We start from the raw sequence: 23968 nt of genomic DNA, 5'->3' as shown, positions 1-23968 counted from the left end.
CAGGTGAGTGGGTCTACCATCCTCTGTAGTAGTGGCCGCGCCGCAGCCGCGCGCTGCTCGTTCCATTACCGGATGCGAAGCGAAGCACAGCGTGCGAGGAGATACAGTGCGGATCGGTCACGAGCCGGGTAGTAGCGGTGCGCACGGAACTTCGTCGACGGCGCTGGCCGATCGCCTGGCGGGCGACAGTCTCGGCGCGCGGATAGTGCGCAAGCCCCTTGCCTACATCGCCCTCACCAAGCCACGCGTCATCGAGCTGCTGCTCGTCGCGACTATTCCGACGATGCTGCTGGCCGACCGCGGCACCGTCGATATCCGGCTCATCCTGGTCACCCTGTTCGGTGGCTGGATGGGCGCGGCCAGTGCCAACACCCTCAACTGTGTCGCCGACGCCGACATCGACAAGGTGATGAAGCGGACCGCACGGCGGCCACTGGCCCGCGATGCGGTGCCCACCTCGCACGCGCTCGTGTTCGGTGTCGCGCTCGGCGCGATCTCCTTCGCCTGGCTGTGGTGGCAGGCCAACCTACTCAGCGGCGCGCTCGTCGTCGCGACGATCCTGTTCTACGTTTTCGTCTACACCAAGGGCCTCAAGCGCCGGACCTCGCAGAATGTCGTGTGGGGTGGCGCGGCCGGGTGTATGCCCGCCCTCGTCGGCTGGTCCGCGGTGACCGGCGATATCGGCTGGCCCGCGCTGGTGCTGTTCGCGGTGATCTTCTTCTGGACGCCGCCGCACACCTGGGCGCTGGCCATGCGCTACAAGGAGGACTACCGCGCGGCCGGCGTGCCGATGCTGCCGGTGGTCGCTACCGAGCAGGTCGTGACGAAGCAGATCGTCATCTACACCTGGTTGACGGTGCTCGCGACGATGGCGTTGGTTCCCGCGACGGGCGTCATCTACGCCGCTGTGGCGCTGGTGGCCGGTGCCTGGTTCCTGCTGATGGCGCACCAGCTCTACGCCGGGGTGCGCCGCGGCGAGTCGGTGAAGCCGCTGAAGCTGTTCCTGCAGTCGAACAACTACCTCGCGGTGGTGTTCTGTGGGCTGGCCGTCGACTCGGTGCTCGGGTGGGAAACGGTCGGCAGCTTCATCGGGCTGTAAGACATTCTCGACCAGTGGCCGGGCAGCGATGCCCGGCCACTGTCGTTTCCGGCTGTCGGGGCCGCGGTGAGAGCTGCTCGAGCCGGTATGCGCTTTTCCGGGTGAGCGGACAGTCGAGGTCGTGGCTAGGGCAGCAGCACGATCGAGCCGGTGGTCTTGCGCGCCGCGAGATCGCGCTGTGCCTGAGTCGCATCTGCCAGCGGGTAGGTAGCGCCGACGCGCAGGTTCAGGGTTCCCGCGGCGATCCAGTCGAAGACATCCGTTGCGCGCCAGAGGAATTCGGTGCGGTCGCGGGTGTAGGCGCCCAGAGACGGTCGGGTGAGCCAGAGCGAACCGGCGGGATTGAGTCGTTGCGGGTCGAAAGGGGGGACCGCGCCGCTGGCCGCGCCGAAGAGGGCGAGGGTGCCGCGGACGCGGAGGGAGGCGAGGCCGGCTTCGAAGGTGCTGGCGCCGACGCCGTCGTAGACCGCGGCTACGCCGATGCCGTCGGTGAGGTCGCGGACGCGGGCGGCGAGGTCGTCGCCGTAGCGCAGGACGTCGGTGGCACCCGCTTCACGCGAGAGCTTTTCCTTGGCGTCGGTGGAGACCGTGGTGATGACGCGGGCGCCCTTCGCGACAGCCATCTGGGTGAGCAGCAGGCCAACCCCGCCCGCGCCCGCGTGGATGAGGACCGGGTCGCCGGGTTCGGGGGTGAACACGGATTCGGTGAGGTAGTGGGCGGTCATGCCCTGCAGGAGCGCGGCGGCGGCGACGGCCGGTTCGACGCCGTCGGGGACCTGCACCGCGACGGCCTCGTCGACCGCGACCAACTCCGCGTAGCTGCCGGGCGCTGATGCCCAGGCGACCCGGTCGCCGACCGCGAATTCGGTGACGTCCGAGCCGATCGCCACCACGAGCCCCGTTCCCTCGGAGCCGGGGGTGTAGGGCGTCGCCTGCGGGTAGAGGCCGGTGCGGAAGTAGATATCGATGTAATTGACACCCACACCCTGGGTCTTCACCAGCAGCTGGCCGGGGCCGGCCTGGGGGTCGGCCACCTCCACGTACTGCAGAACCTCGGGACCGCCGTGCTCGGAAACCTGAATCGCGCGCATGAGTCCCCTTTCTACACCCCGTGTTCCAGACCACTCGGGGCTGGACTGGAAACTACCGGCCGGTAAACTGCGGTGCATGAGTACAACCGCCACCCCCGAGGCCGTGAAGGTGCCGGCCGAGGTCGAGAAGTCCATCGTGAAATTCCTCGCTGAGCACGGTGGTTCGGGAACGGCCGTGCTGCAGTATCTCGGCGAGCAGGGTGTCCGGATCACCCTTGTCGGCGCCGACGGCATCCTCGGTGACCGGGTGGTCGGCGATCTGGCGACCGCGAAGGCACTCGTCGAGCGAGTCGACGGGCTCGTCGAGACCGACGAGTGGAGCCGCGAGCTCGGCTCGATCGTCACCCCGGCCCCGTCACACTGGGCCAGGATGGCCGGCTGGGTCGCCGGTCAGACCAAGTTCCCGAAGGCGCGCAACGGAAAGTTGTTCGCAGGCGCCTGATCCTCGCGGCGCAACGGCCGACGAACATCGAACAGCCCGCGATCGGATGCACCGATCGCGGGCTGTTTCGTTGGGACGGGTCAGCGCACGGAAGCCTGAGCGACCGTGGGCACCTCGACCTTCTCGCGCGTGCGCAGCGACGCCCACAGCGCGGCGGTCGCGGCGGTGCAGGCGGCGGCGCCACCGACGTGGATGGCGACGAGGGCAGCGGGCACATCGGTGAAGTACTGGACGACACCGACAAGCCCCTGGGCGAGCACGATCGCGAGCAACACGAACAACCGCTTGCGGACAGCGGGCGTGATGCCGACGGCGAAGAGCCCGAACGCGAGCCCGACGAGCAGTGCGAGATACCCGATCATCAACTGCGAGTGCAGATGCACCAGGGTGACGATCTCGACTTCGAGGCGCTCGACCTGTCGCTCGATGCTCTTGTCACCGGCGTGCGGCCCGGCCGCGGTGACCAGTGTGCCCGCGATGAGCACCCCCGCGAGCGCCACCCCGGACAGGGCGGTGAGCCAGCGCAGGGGAGCGGGCACCTGGACGGTCTCGATGCCGTCGTCGGGTTCGCAGATCTTCGCGTAGAGCACCACCGCGAGCCACACCATCGCCATCGAGGCGAGCAGGTGCACCGCCACGGTCCACCACAGCAGCCCGGTGCGCACGGTGATCCCGCCGATGACGGCCTGCACGACGGTGCCCGCCGGCATCAGCCAGGCGTAGGTCAGAACTGTCTTGCGCCTGCGCGCCCGGACGACTGCGAGCACGATCAGCCCGGCGCACAGCGTCACCGCGAAGGTGAGCAGCCGGTTGCCGAACTCCACGGTCTGGTGCAGGACGGGTACTTCCGAGACCCCGATCGGGGTGAAACTGCCGGGGAAGCACTGCGGCCAGGTCGGGCAGCCGAGCCCGGAGGCGGTGACGCGCACGATGGCGCCGGTCACCGAGATGCCCGCCTGGCTCAGGATCACCGCGATGGCGATGAGCCGCTGCACCCGCAGCGAGGGGAGCGGCAGCCGGTCGACGAGGCCAACGAAGGCGCGATACAGCACGTCAGGAATGGTACCGGCCGATAATTCGACGCTGATACCAGGGCTACTACAGTGCGTCGTTGGTCACGTCAGTGGAAGCGGAACAGCCTGGTCGCGAGCCATCCGCACACCACGCCCCACACCGCGAGCACCGCCACCCCGAACCAGTCGATCGACCCCGACAGCGCCGCATCCAGCGCATATGCCAGCGCACCGGACGGGATGAGCCGTGCGATCACGGTGAGCGCGGTGGGCAGGGAGTCGACGAGCACCAGGCTGGCGATGCCGAGCATGATGAACCACAGGATGTTGGCCAGCGCCAGCACGACCTCGGCCTTGAGCGTTCCGCCGAGCAGCAGTCCCATCGCCGCGAAAGTGGCCGTGCCGAGAGCGATCACCAAGGCGCCGAGCGCGAGTCCGCCGATGCCGGGTCGCCAGCCGAGCGCGACGCCGATGGCACCGAGCAGCATCGCCTGCAGCACCACCACGATGAGCACGGCCGCGCACTTGCCCGCGATCACGCCCCAGCGGGGCAGCGGTGTCGCACCGAGCCGTTTGAGGGCGCCGTAGCGGCGGTCGAAGCCGACAGCGATGGCCTGGCCGGTGAACGCGGTCGACATCACCGCGGTCATCATCACCATCGGCACAATCCGGTCGACCCGATGCTCGCCGAGATCGCCGAACGGCAACAGGGTCAGGCCGATCAGCAGGGTGATCGGGATGAACATGGTGAGCAGCAGCTGTTCGCCGTTGCGCAACAACAGCTTCAGCTCGAGCCCGGTCTGCGCCGTGAGCATCGCCATCCGCGAGGCAGGCCGCGGATCGGGGGCGAAGGTGCCGGGCAGGAAACGGCTGGTGGTCTCGCTCATCCGCGCAGGTCCCGTCCGGTCAGTTCGAGGAAAACGTCTTCCAGGCGACGCTGGTCGATGCGGATGTCGGTGGCGAGCACGTCCATCCTGGCGCACCAGGCGGTGAGCGTGGCCAGGACCTGCGGGGTGATCTCGCCCTCGATCAGGTACATCCCCGGCGTGGTCTCGTGCGGCGAGAAACCTTCCGGCAGGGCCGATTTCAGCAAGGCGATATCGAGTTTCGGTGGGGCGCAGAACCGCAGCTGGCCTGCCGCGCCGTGGGCGGTGACCTCGGCGGGGGTGCCCTGCGCGACGATCCGCCCGTGATCGATGATCACGAGCTGGTCGGCGAGCTGTTCGGCCTCGTCCATCATGTGCGTGGTGAGCACGACGCTCACGCCGTCGCGGCGCAGGGCGTCGATGAGCTCCCAGACGATCAGGCGCGCCTGCGCGTCCAAACCGGCGGTGGGTTCGTCGAGGAACACGATCTCGGGCCTGCCGACCAGCGCGCACGCGAGCGCGAGCCGCTGCTGCTGACCGCCGGACAGGCGTCGATAGGGTGTGCGGCGGTTGTCCCGCAGACCGAGCGTCGACAGCAGCCAGTCAGGGTCGATGGGATCGGCGGAATAGGCCGCGACCAGGTCGAGCATCTCCCCGGCGCGGGCGCCGGGGTAGGCGCCGCCGCCCTGGAGCATCACGCCGATCCGCGGTCGCAGCTGTTCGGAGTCGGCAATCGGGTCCAGGCCGAGGACGCGGACCGTGCCCGCGTCCGGGCGCACGAAGCCTTCGCACATCTCGACGGTGGTGGTCTTGCCCGCGCCGTTGGGTCCGAGCAGAGCGAAGACCTGGGCGGGCTCTACGTCGAACCGGAGACCGTCTACCGCGGTGGTCTCGCCATAATGCTTGACCACACCGTCGACGCTAACGGCGGGTCCAGGGCGACTTGTCACGATGTCACACGGTAAGCCGTGCCCTCCTGTGACGGAGCCGACACCCCCGGCTGGGCCCGCCAGGGCAGTGTGTGCCGGGTGAGCGCGAAGAACAGCGCGAAGCAGACCACGGCGGCCAGCGCGGCGCCGATGATCTGGAAGACCTGGAATTCCGCACCGCGCGGCATCACCAGCATCGAGACCACCGCCGAGAAGGCGACGGCGGGCACGCGGAACACCGGCTGGGTGGCCCAGGCCGCCAGCGGGATGATGGCCCAGAGCAGATACCAGGGCTGGACCACCGGGAACAGCAGCACGATCGCCGCCAGCGAGACACCCATCGCGCCGACCGGATGCAGCCTGCCCACGCCGGTCGCGACGAGCATGCGCAGGGTCACGAAGACCGCGACCAGTCCCGCGATCGGGCGGGTGATCGAGAGCAGAGCGGTCGTGTGATCGCCGAGGCCGAGCAGGACGCCCCCGAATCCGGTGACGATGCCGATGATGGTCGGCAGCGACATCCAGCTCCGGACGGCGTTGGCGACGCTGAGGGTGTGGACCCAGCCGAAGCCGAGCCCGCTGGCGAACCCGATGAAAAGCGTTGTCACCACGGCGATGACACCCAGCAGAGCCGCGGCTTTGGCGACGGCCGCGAACGACCCGCCCCAGCGTCTGGCCAATGCCATGCCGACGAACCCGAGGGCGATGATCGACGTGAGCTTGATCGACGACGACAGCGTGATCACCACCGCCCCGCCGATCAGCAGCCCGTAGGCGCGGGCATCGAAAGGTGGCAGATTCGTGGCCGTCAGCCGGTCGGGTCTGCCGCCTTCGCCGTAGATCGCGCGCAGCATGAGCTCCACTCCGGCCAGCATCAGACCGAGCATCAGCGCGTCGTTGTGCACGCCGCCGACCAGGTGGAACAGCACCAGCGGGTTCGCCGCACCGAGCCACAGCGCACTCACCGGAGCCACCCCGCAACGCACCGACAACCGCGGCAGCGCCCACACGATCAGCGCCACACCGGCCAGCGCCAGTAACCGGTGCACCCACACCCCGGCGATGATGTTGTCGCCGGTCAGCTCGGCGATACCGCGGCCCATCCACAGGAACAGTGGACCGTACGGCGCGGGCGTATCGCGCCAGATCGTCGGCACATTGTTGGTGAGCACATTGTCGATCCCGAGTCCGGCGACCGGGCCTTCGGAATAGGGGTCGATGCCGCGGGCGGCGATCTCGCTCTGTGCCAGATAGGAATAGACATCGTTGCTGAACATGGGTGGCGCCACGGACAGCGGGATGATCCACAGCAGCAGTGTGCGGTCCAGTTGCGAGCGGCTCAGCCGGTGCAGCGGCGAACCCGCGAGTCCACCGATCGCGAAGCGTCCCAGCAGCAACCACGCCCCGATCACCAGCGCGGTGCCGAACATGCACATCGCCAGCGACCCGGTGTGCGCTCGCGCGAAGATCCCGAGCACCCGAACACCGGAGACCGGATTCTGGTGCACGGGTTGGGCGCCGATGCCCAACGCCGCGATCGCCATCAGCACCGCGCCGGTCGCGCCCATCAGCCGGATCCGGTCCAGTTGCGCGCGTTCGCGCTTGTCGAGCCCCGGGACCTCGGTCTCGTCGCGATGCAGCACCGCGACGGTGTGATCGGGCGCCGACACGTCGAGCCCGAGAGCTCGCCGCCCGAACGCCAGTGTCTTGCGCGCCGCGCCCTCCAGTACCGCCACGAAGTCAGAGCCTAGTGTGCGCGGACACGACAGGGTTCTTCAGTAGCCACCGAGCCGATGCGGCCGCGACCAGGGCACTCGCTTCTACCTGGGCACTTCGTCGGGGAATCGATCCGTACATCACCAGATATCGATCCACATAGGCCGCTTCGGAATTTCGATCAGGGCCGACTTCTTACGAACCAGGACGGGAACCGAGGCCCCGATGCTCAGCTGTTCACCCATTGCTCGCGCTGTGGCCACCCGGAACTCGTGGTACAAGAACTGCTTCCGTACCTGGACCTCCGCACCGGAATCCGGGTGCGGGAACTGAACCTCGATCTGTAGCCGCCACAAATCGAAGTTGAACAGCCTTCTACTGCGTTTGCATTCCAGATCCGACTCGACCACTACTGCGGACACCTCGCTACCGACCCGCCGCAGATAAGCCCGCCGCATCCGCCAAGCGCCGGCCAACAAGACCATCCATCCAAGGACTCCCAGTATCAGGCTCGCTGGAAAGAACAGCGCCATTGCGACGCCGGAACCGGTCCATCGGGCTAGTGCGACACCGAGATTCAGTGCGCCCCCGACGAAGATGACCGACCCGACCGCGACACCCGATATCCACACCAGCGTCATCGGGTTGACCAGCCTGCCCGACCGCGCCATACGAACTCCTCAAGCAAAACGGAAATGTGATGAGCCACCTGTAGCGGCACCTCGGAACACGACGTCACGGCATGGTGCGTCTCAGCGCCAAGGCCGATCGTCGGGGAAATCCTCGAAGTCCTCCGGCCAGTCGCTGGGGCCGACGACGTTATCCGCTGGTCGGAATCGACCGGTGGAAGTCTGGGCGGGTGGCCACGCGGGCGGCGGTGGTGGAGGTGGCGCTTGCGGGGGTTCCGGTGTCCATTTCCAAATGAACTCCTGCGGCAAGCTTTTCATCTCGGCGACCTCCGGTGGAACCGGACGGGCGAGTGTCTCGATGTCGCACCATCGGCATTCACCGGCGGCTACTCTTTCGGCGTAGGCCTTCAGTGCCGGGGACGCCGTGTCCATCCCGGCGACCATCGAGATGAACTCCTCGGTCACCTCGGTGGCGCTGTTGAAGAGTTCGTCAACGTTTATGCTGTTCAGGCGGATAGTGGCCGTTCGTAGATCGTCCGCGGCGTCCATGACCTTGCGCGCGAAAGCCTCCACCTCGGCGTCGAGATCGGGCTCTCGCATGCTGCCCCACTGCGGCCGGGTCATTTCGCGTTCTCCCACGGCGCGGCACCGGTGTCATAGCCCTCGGTCGGCCGGTTCGTGTAGTTGCCGTAGTCGGCGATTCGCGTGAGATCCTGGCCGATAGCTGTGGCTCGGGTCGCCTGGTCAACCCTCTTGGTGACGGGTGCGACGGCCTCCTCCAATTTTTGTTTCGCGTTGTCCTGCAACTTGCCTATCGGATCCTTGATGTACTCGAGCAGCTTCTGGAAAGCCTCAACGAGCTCTTTGATCTTGAGAACCGTGTTGACGGCGTTTGTGACAATCGTGGCGATATCAACGACGAGTTTGGCGATCCGGGCAGCGCCCAGCGCCGGGACGGCCGCGGACAAGATGTTGGCGACCGACTTGAGAGCACCTTTGATGTCGTCGAAATCGACATACTTGTTGAGCATCCCCCACAAGCCTTCGATGATGGCTTTGATTCCATCCCTGATCAAATCGGCGACCACGCCCGCGCAGTCGCTGACGACGCGGCCGACAGGACCTTCCCATTTCATCGCGGCGATCTGCTTTGTAGCCCAGTCGGTGAAGGCTACCGAGGCTTGACCGTCCCAATTCGGCGTGTTGTTCGTGGTCCCGTCGATCCGCTTGATTCCGGATTCGAGATTCTCACCGCATGCCTCGAGGCCGTTGCCTGCCGACTTGTAGACGTCGCCGAGCCTGCGGATCTCGGACCAGTTGCCGGGAATCGGCGACAAGCATTTGCCCAGTGGATCTTGTTCGTTGCCGGCCGCGCGAGTCATGCTCTTGATCGATTCGTTCACGCTGCCGAGCGTTGGGAAAATATCTGCGATGAGACCGATGACGTCATCTTTGTTCGCCGATGGTGGGTCGAGTTTGACCTCTTTCGGCTTCGGGTACGTAGCGGCACCCTCGTATTGGGCCGTGGCGCCGGTCTCCTCGACGTTGTCGCCTACTGCGAGACCGGATTCGGTGTGTGCGTTCAGCGCCGCGTAGGTCTTCTGATCCTGGCTGTGATACATCCAGGCGGCCTTGTTGAGTTCGGTGCCGGTGCTCGCGGTGGTAGTCGCCAGCACTTCGTGGCGCTTGGACATCCATTCGGCGGCGTCATTGATGGGGGCTACCAGCGTGTCGATGATCGGTCCGTGGAGCCAATCAGCGGCCCGCCCCTCCTTGGCCACGAAGGCTGAGGCTGCCTGGGCGTCCGCGGCGATCAAGGTGACGAGATTGCCGAGACCAGCGATCTCACTGGGATTCGCCGCGAAGGTTTCCGCCATCGGTGTTATGCCCTAACTGTGCACTACTCAACGAGGCGGAGCTGAACGTCGTTTCCCCACCGCCGGACTCCCGCTCCGGTCATGGTCGGACCTTAGGGGCACGACTATGGCCTGTCAAAACCGAAGAACTGTGCCATGTCCCAATGCTCGAATGACCTAGTTGCCGCCGAGGGATTCGCTGAAGATTTCGGCCAGTTGGCGGATCTGGTCACATGGCTCCGGCACGGCAACCGGACCGGGGGGCACTGTCAGACGCACAGTGAAGGTTCCATCGGGGGCTTTGATGGACGCTGAGCATGAGCTGGGGACCTGTGGAGTCCGGTACAGCACGGCTTCGCGCCCGCCGATCGGGTCGGAGTCGAATACGGTGTGGCCCGGGTTGCGCTTGATGTCGTCCAGCGTCATGTCGCTCGACGTCACCCCCAAACCGCCGGTCGGATACTTCTCGCCATCGACGAGTTCCTCACGCCAGAATTGGCAACCGATTGTCGTCAAGAGGCTGGATACGCTTTCGTCTGCGGCTCTTTCGCGAGTAGCCGGGTCGAATCCAGCGCGGGTCACCAGATCGTCGCCCACGCTGACACAGGGGTCGAACCGAACCTGGGTGGCGCCGGTCTGCACCGGTGCCGGCGGGACCTGAACCTGCACGGAAGCGGAGGTCGTGGGCGCGGTGGTCGCTGGAACTACCGTATTCGCGCGGTCCTCGGTGGAATTGCCCGCACAGGCAACCAGCGTTGTCGCGCTTACCGCCAGGCAACCAGCGGCGAAGCTTCTTCTGATCATCGGAGCCCGATCTTTGTGTCACCGCGCGATATCGGCAGTACCAGACGGTCGCTGGTCGTTCGTGATCATTGCAGAAGGCCGCCACGCCGAACGACTCGGTCCGAATGGCGATCGTGCACTGCCGGTCTGAACTACCTGGGTACTTCGACAGGGGTCGGCGCGGCGACGGCCGGTGGTCCGTCGAAGTCCGGGTCCGAGCGCAGCGAGAATACGGCGGCGATGATCACGGCCAGGCAGACCAGCGCGACCGCCCCGAGTGCCGCCCAGCCGATGCGTTGCGCGGATCGCTGATCGCGGGCCGACAGCCAACCGGGCACGAACAGGATGCCGAGCGCGCTCAACGTGCCGGCGGCCAGGCCGCCGAGGTGGCCCCACAGCGAGATTCCCGGGATCGAGAAACTGATCAGCACGTTCACGCCGATGACCACCAGCATCGGAGTCGGGCTCTGCCGCAACCGGATCAGCGTCACCGTGACGGCGCCGAACAGGCCGTACACCGCACCCGAGGCGCCCGCCGTCGCGGTGATCGAATCGGACAGCATCATGACCGCCGCCGACCCGCCGAGCAGCGAGACCAGGTAAACGCACCCGTACCTGACCCGGCCGAGCACCTGCTCGAGGTCACGCCCCACGACGTACAGCGCGAACATATTGACCAGCAGATGGATCGCGCCGTAATGCAGGAACCCCGACCCGAACAGTCGCCACCACTCGCCGTCGGCCACCAGCAGCGGCACCAGCACGAACTCGCGGAACACCGCCGACCCGCGATAGTTGTCCATCGGGCTACCGGCCTGCGCCGCGGTGATCACGTAGACCAGCACATTGATCGCGATCAGCCCGTAGGTCACATAGGGAACGGGCCCGCCCTGGCGTGCCCCGCTGACGGTTCGCACCGGTCGCACGTCCTGCTGCCCTTGCCGCACACAGTCGACACAGTGCTGCCCGACCGACGCCGGGCGCAGGCAATCAGGACAGGCGGGCCGCCCGCACCGCGTACACGCGAGTCCGGTAGGCCGATCGGGATGACGGACACACGTTGGTGTGAGCGGGTTCGACACCTGCCCATCGTGCCAGACCCCGACGCAGGCGGCCCTGTATCGGCACCCCGCGATCCGAGCACGCGGTGATGGCTACGCGAAGTGGTCGAGGACGGCGTTCATCACGCGGTGCGAGGTGGGAGTGTCGTCCGGGACGATCACCGCGGGCGCCAGGCGGCCGTTCTCGCTGTCGGCGAATGCGGGCCCCAGCTGCCCTTTCATCAGCGCGTATCCCTCGGGCAGCACATATCGGCCGCGGTCGTCACGACGTCCGCCGGCGAAGCTTTCCTCGGGGAAGTAGTCGAAAATGATGCCGCTGGGCGCCCCGTCCAGAGTGAACGAGCACGCCCCGAGTTGCTGCTCACGGGCATCGATGGCGGCACCGAGAGATTTCGGGACCGCGCACGGATCGATGCCTGCGACGATGCTGCGTGGCAGACCCGGTGTGGTGCCGTGCGGTGGCTGTTCGACCCAGCGGTCCATCACGACCCGCGCCAGTCGCTCGGCTGCCGGACACGGACTGTCGCTGCCCGCCGGTAGGCGCAAGTTCAGTTGATAACCGACCGACGCCGGATACTTCACATCGACGCGGCACCATCGCTCGCCATCGGGCACCCTGCCATCTCTGGTGGTCGCACGGTCTTCGACCGTCACGACCGACGCGCCGCCGATCGTCGCCGGACGGTTCCCCTCGGGAACGTATCCCCACGCGCCGTCGAATACCCCGGCCACTACCTGGAGGAACAGCGTCCCGGTGCCGTCCGGCCGTTGCAGATTCACCCGGCAGCCCGCCGTCTGGTGCAGTCGGTCGGGGCCGGGCGTACCGAGGTCCGCCAGTTCCGCTCGCGGAAGCAATGCGCAGGCCTCGACCTTCCCGGCCTGCCGCAATACCTCGAAGACCTGCGCATCCGTGGTCGCCTCTACGCTCCAATACGGGGCAGCCGGCTTCGGGCCCCCGCACGCGACAACGGTGACGAGCAGTGCGACAGCGAGCAACAGTCGTTGCACGGTGGTTCCCCCTGACTGCCGATCGGATGCCTCGACATCGTGCCACGAGACGCCCGGACGGCGGGGTAGGCCTGTGCGATGGATCACCGCGCAGCGGGCCGCAGATCAGTCCGCAGGGGGTGCACCTGGGGTTTTGTGGTGGAAGGTGTGGCCCCGATGATCTTCATCGCAGGTCAGGGCACCCTTTGTCAGGTGACCCTTATTAGATTTAGGGAAGCAATTCCGCCACACTGGTGTTGTGAAAACCGTGGGTTTGCGGACAGACGTGGAAAGTGGCGGTCGTAAGACGACCGGCGCTCGGTCGTCTGCTGTGCCCGCGGCGACCGCGCACGAAGGGCAGACCAGGGCGGCCATCGTCCAGTTGCTGCTCGAGCAGGGGCCGATCACCGCGACGGCGATCGGCACCGAACTCGGTCTCGCGCCCGCCGGGGTGCGCAGACACCTCGACGCGCTCATCGACGCCGGCCAGGCTCGGGCGAGCCGCTCCGCGCCGTGGCAGCAGAAGGGGCGCGGTCGGCCGGCCAAGCAGTACCAGCTCACCGCGGCGGGCCGGGGCAATCTCGGTCACGCCTACGACGATCTGGCCGGGGCGGCGATCCGCCAGCTCGGCGAGATCGGTGGCGACGCCGCGATCGCCGAATTCGCGCGTAAGCGGGTTCGGGTGATCGTCGACGGCATCGAGCCCGTCGCCGACCACACCGCACCGGTGATCGAAGCCAAGGTGGAGGAGATCGCGGAAGCGTTCGCCGAGGCCGGTTTCGCCGCCACCACCCGTCAGGTCGGCGCCGGTGTGCAGATCTGTCAGCACCACTGCCCGGTGGCTCACGTCGCCGAGGAGTTCCCGCAGTTGTGCGCTGCCGAATTGGACGCTTTCCGCGACCTGCTCGGTACCCACGTGCAGCGACTTGCGACGATCGCCAACGGCGATTGCGCCTGCACCACCCACGTACCGCTGGTCGCGGTGCCGAAGATCCCATCCGCCGCACAGCCCGCGGCGGGACGAACGAACGACTCCGGAAGGAGTGCCGAATGACGACCCCTACCGACCAGGTGCAACCGCTCACCCAGGACGAAACCATCGCCTCGCTGGGCACCTACGGTTACGGCTGGTCCGACTCCGATGTGGCCGGTGCCAGTGCGCAACGTGGCCTGTCGGAGGCCGTCGTCCGCGACATCTCGGCGAAGAAGAGCGAAGAAGAGTGGATGCTCGACGTGCGCCTCAAGGCGCTGCGCATCTTCGATCGCAAGCCCATGCCGAACTGGGGTTCGGACCTCGCCGGCATCGACTTCGACAACATCAAGTACTTCGTGCGCTCGAGCGAGAAGCAGGCCGAGAGCTGGGAAGACCTGCCCGAGGACATCAAGAACACCTACGACAAGCTGGGCATCCCGGAAGCGGAGAAGCAGCGTCTGGTCTCCGGTGTCGCCGCACAGTACGAGTCCGAGGTCGTCTACCACTCCATCCGCGAGGACCTGGAGTCCCAGGGCGTCATCTTCCTCGACACCGATACGGCGTTGAAGGAGCACCCGGAGATCTTCCACAAGTACTTCGGTTCGGTCATCCCCGCCGGTGACAACAAGTTCTCCGCGCTCAACACCGCCGTCTGGTCGGGTGGCTCGTTCATCTACGTGCCGCCGGGCGTGCACGTCGACATCCCGCTGCAGGCCTACTTCCGGATCAACACCGAGAACATGGGCCAGTTCGAGCGGACGCTGATCATCGTCGACGAGGACGCCTACGTCCACTACGTCGAGGGTTGTACAGCCCCGATCTACAAGTCCGACTCGCTGCACTCCGCGGTCGTGGAGATCATCGTGAAGAAGGGCGGCCGCTGCCGCTACACGACCATCCAGAACTGGTCCAACAACGTCTACAACCTGGTCACCAAGCGGGCCAAGGCCGAGGCGGGCGCCACCATGGAGTGGGTCGACGGCAACATCGGCTCCAAGGTCACCATGAAGTACCCGGCGGTCTGGATGACCGGCGAGCACGCGCACGGCGAGGTCCTCTCGGTCGCGTTCGCGGGCCCCGGCCAGCACCAGGACACCGGCGCCAAGATGCTGCACCTGGCCCCGCACACCTCATCGACCATCGTGTCGAAGTCGGTGGCGCGTGGTGGCGGTCGCGCGTCGTACCGCGGTCTGGTCCAGATCAACAAGGGCGCCCACGGGTCGAAGTCGACCGTGAAGTGTGACGCGCTGTTGGTCGACACGGTCAGCCGCTCCGACACCTATCCCTACGTCGACATCCGCGAAGACGACGTGACGATGGGTCACGAGGCGACCGTTTCCAAGGTGTCCGAGGAGCAGCTGTTCTACCTCATGAGCCGCGGCATGACCGAGGACGAGGCGATGGCGATGGTGGTGCGCGGGTTCGTCGAGCCGATCGCCAAGGAATTGCCGATGGAATACGCACTGGAACTGAACCGGCTCATCGAGCTGCAGATGGAAGGGGCCGTGGGCTGATGTCGACGCTCGAGACGCCGATCCAGAATCCTGGCGCGGGCGCCGCGGTCAACAAGGGCGAGGTCTTCACCTCGTTCGACGTCGACCAGTTCGAGATCCCGTCGGGCCGCGACGAGGCGTGGCGGTTCACCCCGCTGCGCCGCCTGCGCGGCCTGCACGACGGCACCGCTGTCGCCGATGGTCAGGCAACCGTCGAGGTGAGCGAAGTCGCCGGTGTCACCGTGGAAACGGTGGGCCGCACCGACGCTCGCCTCGGCCAGGCCGGTACCCCCGCCGATCGTGTTGCCGCCCAGGCTTATTCGGGCTTCTCCGAGGCGACCGTGATCACGGTCGGCCCGGAAACCGAAGTGTCGGACCCGGTCACCGTCACCATCACCGGTCCCGGTGAGGGCAAGATCGCCTACGGTCACCTGCAGATCCGCCTGGACAATTTCGCCGTCGCCACCGTGGTCATCGACCAGCGCGGCAGCGGAACCTACGCCGAGAACGTCGAATTCGTGCTCGGCGACAGCGCCAAGCTCACCGTCGTCGCGGTCCAGGAATGGAACGAAGACGCCGTGCACGTCACCGCGCATCACCTGAAGCTGGGCCGTGACGCGAACCTGCGCCACGTGTCGGCGACGCTCGGCGGTGACCTGGTTCGCCTGTCGGGCACCGTGCGCTACGCCGGTCCCGGTGGTGAAGCGGAGCTGTTCGGCCTGTACTTCGCCGACGCGGGCCAGCATTTCGAACAGCGTCTGCTGGTCGACCACGCCGAGCCCAACTGCAAGTCCAATGTGTTGTACAAGGGTGCGCTGCAGGGCGATCCGGCCTCGGACAAGGGTGACGCTCGCACGGTCTGGATCGGCGATGTGCTGATCCGCGCGGCCGCCGAGGGCACCGATACCTACGAGGCGAACCGCAACCTGGTGCTCACCGACGGCGCTCGCGCCGACTCGGTGCCGAACCTGGAGATCGAGACCGGCGAGATCGCCGGTGCCGGACACGCCAGTGCCACCGGCCGTTTCGACGACGAGCAGCTGTTCTACCTGCGCGCTCGTGGCATTCCCGAAGACGTCGCCCGCCGCCTGGTCGTGCGTGGCTTCTTCTTCGAGATCATCCAGAAGGTCACGGTCCCCGAGGTCCGGGAGCGGCTCGAGGCGGCCATCGAGGCCGAACTCGCCACTGTCGGTATCTGACACCACTTACTGCAACGAAGGATTCGAATTCGATGACCACCTTGGAAATCAAGGACCTGCACGCCGAGATCACCACCCCCGAGGGTGAGTCGAAGCAGATCCTCAACGGCGTGAATCTCACCGTGAAGTCCGGCGAGACGCACGCCATCATGGGCCCCAACGGCTCGGGCAAGTCCACGCTGTCCTATGTGATCGCGGGCCACCCGAAGTACACCGTCACCCAGGGCACCATCACCCTCGACGGCGAGAACGTCCTCGACATGTCGGTCGACGAGCGTGCTCGCGCCGGCCTGTTCCTGGCCATGCAGTACCCGGTCGAGGTCCCCGGCGTCTCGATGTCGAACTTCCTGCGCACCGCCGCCACCGCCGTGCGCGGCGAGGCCCCCAAGCTGCGCACCTGGGTCAAGGAGGTGAAGGAGTCGATGAAGGAGCTCGATATCGACTCGGCCTTCGCCGACCGCTCGGTGAACGAGGGCTTCTCCGGTGGCGAGAAGAAGCGTCACGAGGTCCTGCAGCTGGGTCTGCTCAAGCCGAAGATCGCGATCCTCGACGAGACCGACTCCGGTCTGGACGTCGACGCGCTGCGCATCGTCTCCGAAGGCGTCAACCGCTACAAGGAGCGCACCGACGGTGGCGTGCTGCTGATCACCCACTACACCCGCATCCTGCGCTACATCAAGCCCGACTTCGTGCATGTGTTCGTCAACGGCAAGATCGTCGCCGAGGGTGGCTCCGAGCTGGCCGACGAACTCGACGCGAACGGGTACGAGCGCTTCACGTCCGCGACCGCTGGAGCCTGATATGACCGCTACGGTGCCCGCCCTCGACGTGGCCCGGATCAGGGCCGACTTCCCGATCCTGCACCGCACGGTGCGGGACGGGAAACCGTTGGTGTACCTGGATTCCGGTGCCACCTCGCAGCGTCCGCTGCAGGTGCTGGACGCCGAGCGCGAGTTCTTGCTCACCCGTAACTCCGCGGTGCACCGCGGTGCGCATCAGCTGGCGGAGGAAGCGACCGACTCCTATGAGCAGGCGCGCGCCGATATCGCCCGCTTCGTCGGCGCCGATCCCGGCGAGATCGTGTTCACCAAGAACGCGACCGAGTCGCTGAACCTGGTGGCCAACGCGTTCGGTGACGACCGGTTCCCCTACAAGGTGGGCCCCGGCGACGAGATCGTCATCACCGAGCTCGAACACCACGCGAATCTCGTGCCGTGGCAGGAGCTCGCGCGCCGCACCGGTGCGACCTTGAAGTGGTACGGCATCACCGATGACGGCCGCATCGACCTGGATTCGCTCGAACTGTCGCCCGCGACAAAGGTTCTCGCGTTCAGCCACCAGTCGAACGTGACCGGCGCGGTGGCTCCGGTGGACGAATTGGTCCGCCGGGCGAAGGCAGTCGGCGCGTTCGTCGTGCTCGATGCCTGCCAGTCGGTGCCGCACATGGCGGTGGACTTCCATGAGCTCGGTGTCGACTTCGCCGCGTTCTCCGGTCACAAGATGCTCGGCCCGATGGGTGTGGGCGGACTGTACGGCCGACGCGCGCTGCTGGCGGAGACGCCGCCGTTCATCACCGGTGGGTCGATGATCGAGACCGTCACCATGGAGAAGACCACCTACGCGCCGCCGCCGCAGCGCTTCGAGGCGGGCACACCGATGACCTCGCAGGTGGTCGGGCTGGCCGCCGCGGTGCGCTATCTCGAAGACCTCGGCATGGATGCCGTTGCCGCGCACGAGCATTCACTCACCGGTGCCGCGCTCGACGGACTCGCCGCCATCGACGGTGTGCGGATCGTCGGGCCGATCGAGAACACCGATCGCGGTGGCGCGGTGTCGTTCGTGGTCGACGGGATCCACGCCCACGACGTGGGCCAGATCCTCGACGACCAGGGTGTCGCCATCCGGGTCGGACACCACTGCGCCTGGCCGCTGCACCGCAAGTTCGGTGTCGCCGCCACCGCGCGTGCCTCGTTCGCCGTCTACAACACCCTCGATGAGGTCGACGCACTGGTCGCGGCCGTGCGGAAGGCCAAGGCCTTCTTCGGCGTGAGCGAAGCGAAGGCCGACAATTAGACACCGTGGAGTTGCCTAGATCATGCGTATGGAACAGATGTACCAGGAAGTGATCCTGGATCACTACAAGCACCCGCACCACCGCGGGCTGCGGGAACCGTTCGGTGCGCAGGTGCACCACGTGAACCCGACCTGCGGTGACGAAGTGACGATGCGCGTGCAGATCGACGACGCCGGCGAGGTCGCCGACGTCTCCTACGACGGCCAGGGCTGCTCGATCAGTCAGGCCGCCACCTCGATCCTCACCGATCAGGTGATCGGGCTGCCGGTGCAGCAGGCGCTGAAGGTGGTCGACTCGTTCAGCGAGATGATCTCCAGCCGTGGCACCGTCGAAGGCGATGAGGACATGATCGGCGACGGCATCGCCCTCGCCGGCGTGAGCAAGTACCCGGCGCGTGTGAAGTGTGCGCTGCTGGGCTGGATGGCGTTCAAAGACGCTGTCGTGCAGATCAGTTCGGCCGAGGAAACCAAGGCACCGATGGGAAATGGGGAGTCTGCCACATGAGTGAGAGCACCGATATCGCACAGACCCCGGACGTCGCGGCGGCGGTCGAGGTCGACAAACCCGCCGAGGTCGAGTTGACGGCCGAACAGATTCAGCACCTCGAGGACCTCGAGGAGGCGATGCGTGACGTCGTCGACCCCGAACTCGGCATCAATGTCGTCGACCTCGGCCTGGTCTACGGCCTGTCGGTCGACGGGGACAACATCTGCACCCTCGACATGACGCTCACCTCGGCGGCCTGTCCGCTGACCGACGTCATCGAGGACCAGTCCCGCAACGCGCTGGTGCGCAGCGGCATGGTCGAAGACCTGAAGATCAACTGGGTCTGGATGCCCCCGTGGGGCCCGGACAAGATTACCGATGACGGCCGCGAACAGCTGCGCGCCCTCGGCTTCACGGTGTAGAACATTCCGCATGTCGGGCCCGGATCCTGCAGGGATCCGGGCCCTTTCATGTGCTGGCGGTATTGCACTGACCGGTCACAATGTGACATTTCGCGGGTGAGGTTGGCTTTCACCGGACATTCGATGATGATCTCGAGGTTCCGGACTTCCGGAGCAGCTTTCACGAGGAGTACTTTCGAATGAATTTCATGGGTAAGGTCGGCTTCGCCGTCGCGGCGTCGGTTCTTACGGCCGGGTCGCTGCTGGGTGCTGGTTCGGCGAATGCGGCGAGCGACGAGTGGGGCGCGATGGCCATCGACGCTGACTGGGCGAATTTCGGTCGTTCGATCAACTATCCGACGCGGGCCGAGGCCGAGGCCGCAGCGCTGGAAGAGTGCGCCGCGGATGGTTGCTACGTGGAGGTCACCTGGGCGAACGGGTGCCTGGCCCTGGTGGACAACGATGAGTTCATCGCCTGGGGCAAGGGATCGACCCGCGCCGAGGCGGAGCGGGAGGCCTACCTCGCGCTGACCGAGGGCACCCCGCAGAACCTGCTCGTCAACGTCGGCTCGTCGCAGCTGGCCGGCGGTCGCGTGATCGACACGCTCTGCACCGACAACGCGGGCTGATCCGCACGGCAACCGCGCAAGCCCGGACCGCACATCGGTCCGGGCTTGCGTCGTCCTCGCCTCGGGTGCTGGGCACCGCCCGGATATTGCGGATATGTGTCGACCGTGCTCGGTGTGACGTTTCCCGGTCCGGTTGGCTATCACCGGGCGATCGGTGATGATCTTGAAGGTTCCGGACTTCCGGAACAGCTTTCAAGAGGAGATCTTTCGATGAGTTTCATGGGTAAGGCCGGCTTCGCCGTTGCGGCGATGGGTCTTGCGGCCGGTTCGCTGCTGGGTGCCGGTTCGGCGAGTGCCGCGGGCAATCAGTGGGCGTCGATCGCGGTGAGCAAGAGCGAACTGATCTACGGCACCAGCGCCAACGAAGTCGATGCCGCGGTGGCAGAAACGATCGCGCTGGCCGATTGCTACTTCGCCGACTGCGAGGTCATCGCCACCTGGGCCAACGGTTGCGGCGCGCTCATCCAGAGCAACGACGCCTTCGCATGGGCCGTCGCCCCCAACCGGGCAGAGGCTGAGCGCCTCGCGCACGAGAAGCTTTCGACGGTGACGCCCACCGCGATCCTGGCCAACACGGGTTCGGCGAACCTCAGCGGCGCCAAGATCATCGACGTCATCTGCACGGCGAACGCGCGCTGATCACCGCGTAGCGATCAGGCCCGGATCCTTGTCGGATCCGGGCCTTTTGTCGTTGTGCGCTCAGCGTTTTCGGCCGCGGCGACCGTGTCGATCCAGGCGCTGATCATGTCGGCGGTGCCCACGATGATGGCGTCGAGTTCGGCGTCGTCGAGTTCGACCGAACGCAACGCGGTGGCGAAGCCCGCGTTGAGCACGACGAAGGCCATCACGTCGATGTCGGCGTGCTTGATCGGACCCATGAACTGGATGATGTAGAGCTTGATGAGCATCCGCAGCCGGGGTTCGAATTCGGGGATGCCGCTGCCGTAGAACTGCAGGTCGGCGACCAGGGCGCGCACGAGCGGCCCGTTCGTGACGAGGATGTCTACGGCCGAGCGGATCAGGTCGACCACGGCATCGCGCGGGGTTTGGTTCGAGCTAGCGGTCAGCAGCTGGCTGTAGCGCTCCTCTACCTGCAGAAACAGGCTGTCGTTGAGTTCTTTGACGATCTCGTCGCGGTCGTTGAAATACCGGTACAGGGTGCCGATGCTCATGCCCGCTTCGGTGGCGATCCGGTTGGTCGAGGTATTGCCGATGCCGCGGGTGCCGAAAAGATGAGCGGCCACCGTGAGAATGCGTGTTCTCGTCTCCTTCGCCCGGTCCTGCTTGGGGCGTTTGCGCTGCTTATCGGCTTGCGGGGGCATCTATCGACCTCGGCAGAAAGAAGAGTAGAAGGTGAGCGGTTGCTCACCCTACAGTCATGATCACAGAGAAACCGCAGTGTAGGCCATCACATCGGCGGACAGGGCGGCAAGCACAACCACCACCGGCGGCGCCGGGGTGTAGAAGGAGGAGTCGACGATGACGATCCAACTGGACGAGACGGCCCTGTGGCAGCCCCTGCGTGACGTCCGGACGATGACCAGCCGATTGGTGGGCCATTTCGTCGACAACGTCGCGACCTGCCGGACGCTACCCGGCGATGTGATCGCCGGCGACGTCACTTCTGTCACCCGGATGTGCCTGGAGATCGTCGGCGGAATGCTCGACGGGCGCGATGAGGAGGTGAAGCTGAACCGCCTCGCGGTGGCGGCGGCGGGCTGGGCGCGCGAAGGCGTGCCGATCGACACGATCCTGCACGCGTTCCACGAGGGCTTCCGGCTCGCCTTCGACGCGGTCTACGACGAGGCGGCCGACGCCGACCGCGCGAGCCTGATCCACGGGTTCCGCCGGACGGTCGAGATCTCGGACCTGTTGTGTACCACCGTGACCCGGTCCTATATCCGCGAGCATCGGGAGGCGGTCGGCGAGCATCACACCGCCGTGCACACGCTCACCTCGGCGCTGCTGGCCGGTCAGTCGACCGTCACCATGGCGCGGGAGGTCGGCATCACCGTCGCCGACGCGTATTCGGTTCTCGCCCTGTCGATCGGGGCGCATCCCGACGAGCGGGACCCGCGTGTGAACGGTGCGGTGGTGGCCCGGCGCAAGCTGCGCAGGGTGCAGACGGCGCTGGCGCACCGCTGTGGTGACCAGGTGCTCTCGCTGCTGTCGGTCGACGGCGGCACGCTGCTGATCCCGGCCGATCTGCTGGTCGACGGCCAACTCGACGCCCTGGTCGAGGCGCTGGCGCGGGCCGCGCACGTCGACATCACCGCGGCCCTGGTACCCGCCACCACCGACGAGATCCCCGACGCGGCCCAGCGCGCCCACGAACTCCTCGACATGGTGGAGCGCCTCGACAGCGCCCCCGGCCTCTACCGCTTCGGCGATCTGGCCCTGGAATACCAGCTCACCCGCCCCGGCCCCGGCCGCGCCCGTCTCGGCGAACTCCTCGCCCCCCTCGACAACCACCCCGAACTCTACGAAACCCTGCGCGTGCACATCGCCAACAACATGAACCGCCAGCGCACCGCTCGCCTGCTGCACATCCACACCAACACCGTCGACTACCGCCTGCGCCGAGTAGCCCAGCTCACCGGCCTCGACCCCGCCCAATCCTCGGGCCTCTGGCAACTGCGCTCCTCGATGATCGCCCGCAGCTTCCACACCGGCCCCGCCCCTCAATCGCACGTCGCAGCCGAAACCGGCGTCCCCCGCCACTCCTACCCCGCCCTGGACCGCGCCCGCTCGGCCTGACACCGAAGTCGCCCGCATCGGCATCACGACGCGAGTGCGTCGAGGTGTCGGCGCTCGTACCCGCGAATGCCGATTACCCAGTCTGCCAAGCGAATCCGCCAGGCGCCTCGCAGAGTGGGTAGCACCCACTTCCTATCTATGGTTACATAGACCAAAACTAGGAGGGGTGATGGCTTTCGAATCCGTAGAGCAGTTGTGCCAGGCGATCGCGCAGGGTACTTCGCCGAAATACCTGGCGTTCTGGGGGCACGCTCCGCGTCGGGACGCAACGATTGGGTCGAGCTGCCTGAGTCAGTGGTGGCCTGCGGCATTCGAGGTCGACGGGGTGGAGTTCGCCAGTGCCGAGCACTACATGATGTGGCGCAAGGCAATGCTGTTCGAGGATTCGGCGATCGCGGCGAAGGTTCTCGAGGTCGGTCATCCGAGCCAGGCGAAGAAGCTCGGCAGGCAGATCGGCGGCTTCGACGAAAACGTGTGGGAACGTGCGCGGTTCGACATTGTCGTCGCGGGGAGCGTCGCCAAGTTCGGGCAGGACGACGCGCTGCGAAAGTATCTGACCGGGACCGGTTCTCGGGTGCTCGTCGAGGCCAGTCCGGTCGACCGGATCTGGGGAATCGGGATGGCTGCCGACGACCCCGATGTCGCGGATCCTGGGCGTTGGAAGGGGCTCAATCTGCTCGGGTTCGCGTTGATGCGGGCGCGGGATGAGCTGGGCGGTCGGTAGTCGTGGTGGCCGTTACTTGTCGGAGGGCATTGTTAGTCTGTAGCGGACGAACGGTTCGGGAGGAATCGGGCGTTGCATGCGGCGAATATGGCTGCTGGAGCTGATGTTTCGGCGCTATGACAGATTCGCCGGACGGCCGTCGCGGCGATGTCGGATAACTATTTCCGGGGGAGTGGGCGGCCGTTCATGATTGGTTCGGCTTCGAGGCGCGGAGCCGGTATTTCGACGGGGAGAATCTCTGATGTCTGTTGTGGGCAAATATGCCCTGGGTATTGCTGCCACGGCTGCGGTGGCCGCGTTCACCGTGGTGACCGCGGGGCCTGCCGCCGCGGGAGCCAGCGGTGTGGCGATCGCTGAGGCGCCGGGGTACACGGCCGTCTCGCGCGATGGTGGATTCCAGGCCGCGGCCGGGGATCTCTATGGGGCGCTGGCCTTGTCGTCGAGCCGTGCCGTGGTCGCCTCTGCGGTGAATTACGGCAGCTGGGCGGCGGCCAGCCGGGCCGCGCTCGATGAGTGCGGTGTGCGTGACTGCCAGGTCGTCGTCGAGTTCCGCAATGCTTGCGGTGCGGTGGCGCAGGGCGCGGACTACCGCTTCGGGTGGGCGTGGGATCACTCGCTGGCCGCGGCCGAGCGTGGCGCGGTGGATGTGCTCGGCTTCAGCGCCCCGCCCTTCCCGGATCTGGGTTCGGCGTCGCCGCGCGCGGCGAGCGTGATCCTGTCGGCCTGTACGGCCAACGTCTGAGGCGAACCTGAACCAGCA

Annotated in this window: 26 protein-coding genes; 14 read left to right on the top strand and 12 right to left on the bottom strand. The window is 66.5% G+C overall.

Annotated features, from left to right (window positions below; genetic code table 11):
- Positions 1-106 precede the first annotated feature (106 nt).
- Entirely contained in the window at positions 107-1099 is a 993-nt protein-coding gene (locus ACQHI0_RS16205) for a heme o synthase (RefSeq protein ID WP_427908768.1), read from the top strand.
- A 125-nt stretch (positions 1100-1224) separates the two neighbouring features.
- Here ACQHI0_RS16205 and ACQHI0_RS16200 read toward each other — a convergent pair whose 3' ends face one another.
- Positions 1225-2190: a quinone oxidoreductase family protein gene (locus ACQHI0_RS16200; RefSeq protein ID WP_427908767.1), complete on the bottom strand. Its 966-nt coding sequence runs from the start codon at positions 2188-2190 to the stop codon at positions 1225-1227.
- A gap of 76 nt (positions 2191-2266) precedes the next feature.
- On the opposite strand from ACQHI0_RS16200, the gene ACQHI0_RS16195 reads away from it, so the two are divergent.
- Positions 2267-2632: a hypothetical protein gene (locus ACQHI0_RS16195; protein WP_427908766.1), complete on the top strand. Its 366-nt coding sequence runs from the start codon at positions 2267-2269 to the stop codon at positions 2630-2632.
- Positions 2633-2712: 80 nt separating this feature from the next.
- Here the strand turns inward: ACQHI0_RS16195 and ACQHI0_RS16190 are convergent, their stop codons facing one another.
- From ACQHI0_RS16190 to ACQHI0_RS16145, 10 genes are all read right to left on the bottom strand, one after another.
- Positions 2713-3684 carry a COX15/CtaA family protein gene (locus ACQHI0_RS16190; RefSeq protein ID WP_427908765.1) on the bottom strand — a complete coding sequence of 324 codons (972 nt, stop codon included), beginning with the start codon at positions 3682-3684 and terminating at the stop codon, positions 2713-2715.
- 68 nt (positions 3685-3752) lie between these two features.
- The gene (locus ACQHI0_RS16185) at positions 3753-4532 is read right to left on the bottom strand and encodes an ABC transporter permease (protein WP_427908764.1); all 780 of its coding nucleotides are present in this window, start codon (positions 4530-4532) and stop codon (positions 3753-3755) included.
- On the bottom strand, positions 4529-5461 hold the full coding sequence (locus ACQHI0_RS16180; RefSeq protein WP_427908763.1) for an ABC transporter ATP-binding protein: 933 nt from the start codon (positions 5459-5461) through the stop codon (positions 4529-4531). Before ACQHI0_RS16180 ends, ACQHI0_RS16185 begins: the two co-directional genes overlap by 4 nt.
- The gene (gene mptB / locus ACQHI0_RS16175) at positions 5458-7176 is read right to left on the bottom strand and encodes a polyprenol phosphomannose-dependent alpha 1,6 mannosyltransferase MptB (protein ID WP_427908762.1); all 1719 of its coding nucleotides are present in this window, start codon (positions 7174-7176) and stop codon (positions 5458-5460) included. Before mptB ends, ACQHI0_RS16180 begins: the two co-directional genes overlap by 4 nt.
- Positions 7177-7296: 120 nt before the next feature.
- Positions 7297-7827, bottom strand: a complete 531-nt coding sequence (locus ACQHI0_RS16170) for a hypothetical protein (RefSeq protein ID WP_427908761.1) — start codon at positions 7825-7827, stop codon at positions 7297-7299.
- A gap of 81 nt (positions 7828-7908) precedes the next feature.
- Positions 7909-8409, bottom strand: a complete 501-nt coding sequence (locus ACQHI0_RS16165) for a hypothetical protein (RefSeq protein WP_427908760.1) — start codon at positions 8407-8409, stop codon at positions 7909-7911.
- Positions 8406-9662 carry a hypothetical protein gene (locus ACQHI0_RS16160; protein ID WP_427908759.1) on the bottom strand — a complete coding sequence of 419 codons (1257 nt, stop codon included), beginning with the start codon at positions 9660-9662 and terminating at the stop codon, positions 8406-8408. Before ACQHI0_RS16160 ends, ACQHI0_RS16165 begins: the two co-directional genes overlap by 4 nt.
- A gap of 156 nt (positions 9663-9818) precedes the next feature.
- The gene (locus ACQHI0_RS16155) at positions 9819-10445 is read right to left on the bottom strand and encodes a DUF3558 domain-containing protein (RefSeq protein ID WP_427908758.1); all 627 of its coding nucleotides are present in this window, start codon (positions 10443-10445) and stop codon (positions 9819-9821) included.
- Positions 10446-10576: 131 nt separating this feature from the next.
- Positions 10577-11506: a rhomboid family intramembrane serine protease gene (locus tag ACQHI0_RS16150; protein ID WP_427908757.1), complete on the bottom strand. Its 930-nt coding sequence runs from the start codon at positions 11504-11506 to the stop codon at positions 10577-10579.
- Positions 11507-11578: 72 nt separating this feature from the next.
- The gene (locus tag ACQHI0_RS16145; RefSeq protein WP_427908756.1) at positions 11579-12493 is read right to left on the bottom strand and encodes a hypothetical protein; all 915 of its coding nucleotides are present in this window, start codon (positions 12491-12493) and stop codon (positions 11579-11581) included.
- Positions 12494-12731: 238 nt separating this feature from the next.
- On the opposite strand from ACQHI0_RS16145, the gene ACQHI0_RS16140 reads away from it, so the two are divergent.
- The 9 genes from ACQHI0_RS16140 (at position 12732) to ACQHI0_RS16100 (ending at position 20366) form a co-directional block, all read left to right on the top strand.
- Complete coding sequence (locus ACQHI0_RS16140; protein WP_427908755.1) at positions 12732-13526, top strand: helix-turn-helix transcriptional regulator; 795 nt, start codon at positions 12732-12734, stop codon at positions 13524-13526.
- The gene (gene sufB / locus ACQHI0_RS16135) at positions 13523-14959 is read left to right on the top strand and encodes a Fe-S cluster assembly protein SufB (RefSeq protein WP_427908754.1); all 1437 of its coding nucleotides are present in this window, start codon (positions 13523-13525) and stop codon (positions 14957-14959) included. Before ACQHI0_RS16140 ends, sufB begins: the two co-directional genes overlap by 4 nt.
- Positions 14959-16137 carry a Fe-S cluster assembly protein SufD gene (gene sufD / locus ACQHI0_RS16130; RefSeq protein ID WP_427908753.1) on the top strand — a complete coding sequence of 393 codons (1179 nt, stop codon included), beginning with the start codon at positions 14959-14961 and terminating at the stop codon, positions 16135-16137. Before sufB ends, sufD begins: the two co-directional genes overlap by 1 nt.
- Before the next feature lie 32 nt (positions 16138-16169).
- The gene (gene sufC / locus ACQHI0_RS16125) at positions 16170-16937 is read left to right on the top strand and encodes a Fe-S cluster assembly ATPase SufC (RefSeq protein WP_427908752.1); all 768 of its coding nucleotides are present in this window, start codon (positions 16170-16172) and stop codon (positions 16935-16937) included.
- A 1-nt stretch (position 16938) separates the two neighbouring features.
- Positions 16939-18210 (top strand): cysteine desulfurase, encoded by a 1272-nt coding sequence (locus ACQHI0_RS16120; RefSeq protein ID WP_427908751.1) that lies wholly within the window; start codon positions 16939-16941, stop codon positions 18208-18210.
- 22 nt (positions 18211-18232) lie between these two features.
- Positions 18233-18715, top strand: coding sequence for a Fe-S cluster assembly sulfur transfer protein SufU (gene sufU, locus ACQHI0_RS16115; RefSeq protein WP_056810385.1), 483 nt, complete (start codon positions 18233-18235; stop codon positions 18713-18715).
- Positions 18712-19119, top strand: a complete 408-nt coding sequence (locus ACQHI0_RS16110; RefSeq protein WP_427908750.1) for a metal-sulfur cluster assembly factor — start codon at positions 18712-18714, stop codon at positions 19117-19119. The genes sufU and ACQHI0_RS16110 overlap by 4 nt, the downstream gene beginning before the upstream one ends.
- Before the next feature lie 179 nt (positions 19120-19298).
- The gene (locus ACQHI0_RS16105; protein ID WP_427908749.1) at positions 19299-19727 is read left to right on the top strand and encodes a DUF4189 domain-containing protein; all 429 of its coding nucleotides are present in this window, start codon (positions 19299-19301) and stop codon (positions 19725-19727) included.
- Positions 19728-19823: 96 nt separating this feature from the next.
- Positions 19824-20366 (top strand): DUF4189 domain-containing protein, encoded by a 543-nt coding sequence (locus ACQHI0_RS16100; protein WP_427908748.1) that lies wholly within the window; start codon positions 19824-19826, stop codon positions 20364-20366.
- Between the two features lie 14 nt (positions 20367-20380).
- Here the strand turns inward: ACQHI0_RS16100 and ACQHI0_RS16095 are convergent, their stop codons facing one another.
- Positions 20381-21049, bottom strand: coding sequence for a TetR/AcrR family transcriptional regulator (locus ACQHI0_RS16095; RefSeq protein WP_427908747.1), 669 nt, complete (start codon positions 21047-21049; stop codon positions 20381-20383).
- 157 nt (positions 21050-21206) lie between these two features.
- On the opposite strand from ACQHI0_RS16095, the gene ACQHI0_RS16090 reads away from it, so the two are divergent.
- From ACQHI0_RS16090 to ACQHI0_RS16080, 3 genes are all read left to right on the top strand, one after another.
- Positions 21207-22484, top strand: coding sequence for a PucR family transcriptional regulator (locus ACQHI0_RS16090; RefSeq protein ID WP_427908746.1), 1278 nt, complete (start codon positions 21207-21209; stop codon positions 22482-22484).
- Between the two features lie 169 nt (positions 22485-22653).
- Positions 22654-23208: an NADAR family protein gene (locus ACQHI0_RS16085; protein WP_427908745.1), complete on the top strand. Its 555-nt coding sequence runs from the start codon at positions 22654-22656 to the stop codon at positions 23206-23208.
- Between the two features lie 241 nt (positions 23209-23449).
- Entirely contained in the window at positions 23450-23950 is a 501-nt protein-coding gene (locus tag ACQHI0_RS16080; RefSeq protein WP_427908744.1) for a DUF4189 domain-containing protein, read from the top strand.
- Positions 23951-23968 lie beyond the last annotated feature (18 nt).

The sequence above is a fragment of the Nocardia sp. FBN12 genome (assembly GCF_050320175.1).
In the GTDB taxonomy this organism is placed as follows: domain Bacteria; phylum Actinomycetota; class Actinomycetes; order Mycobacteriales; family Mycobacteriaceae; genus Nocardia.
The sequence above is the reverse complement of the archived record's forward strand: the minus strand, read 5'-3'. Positions and strand labels throughout refer to the sequence as shown.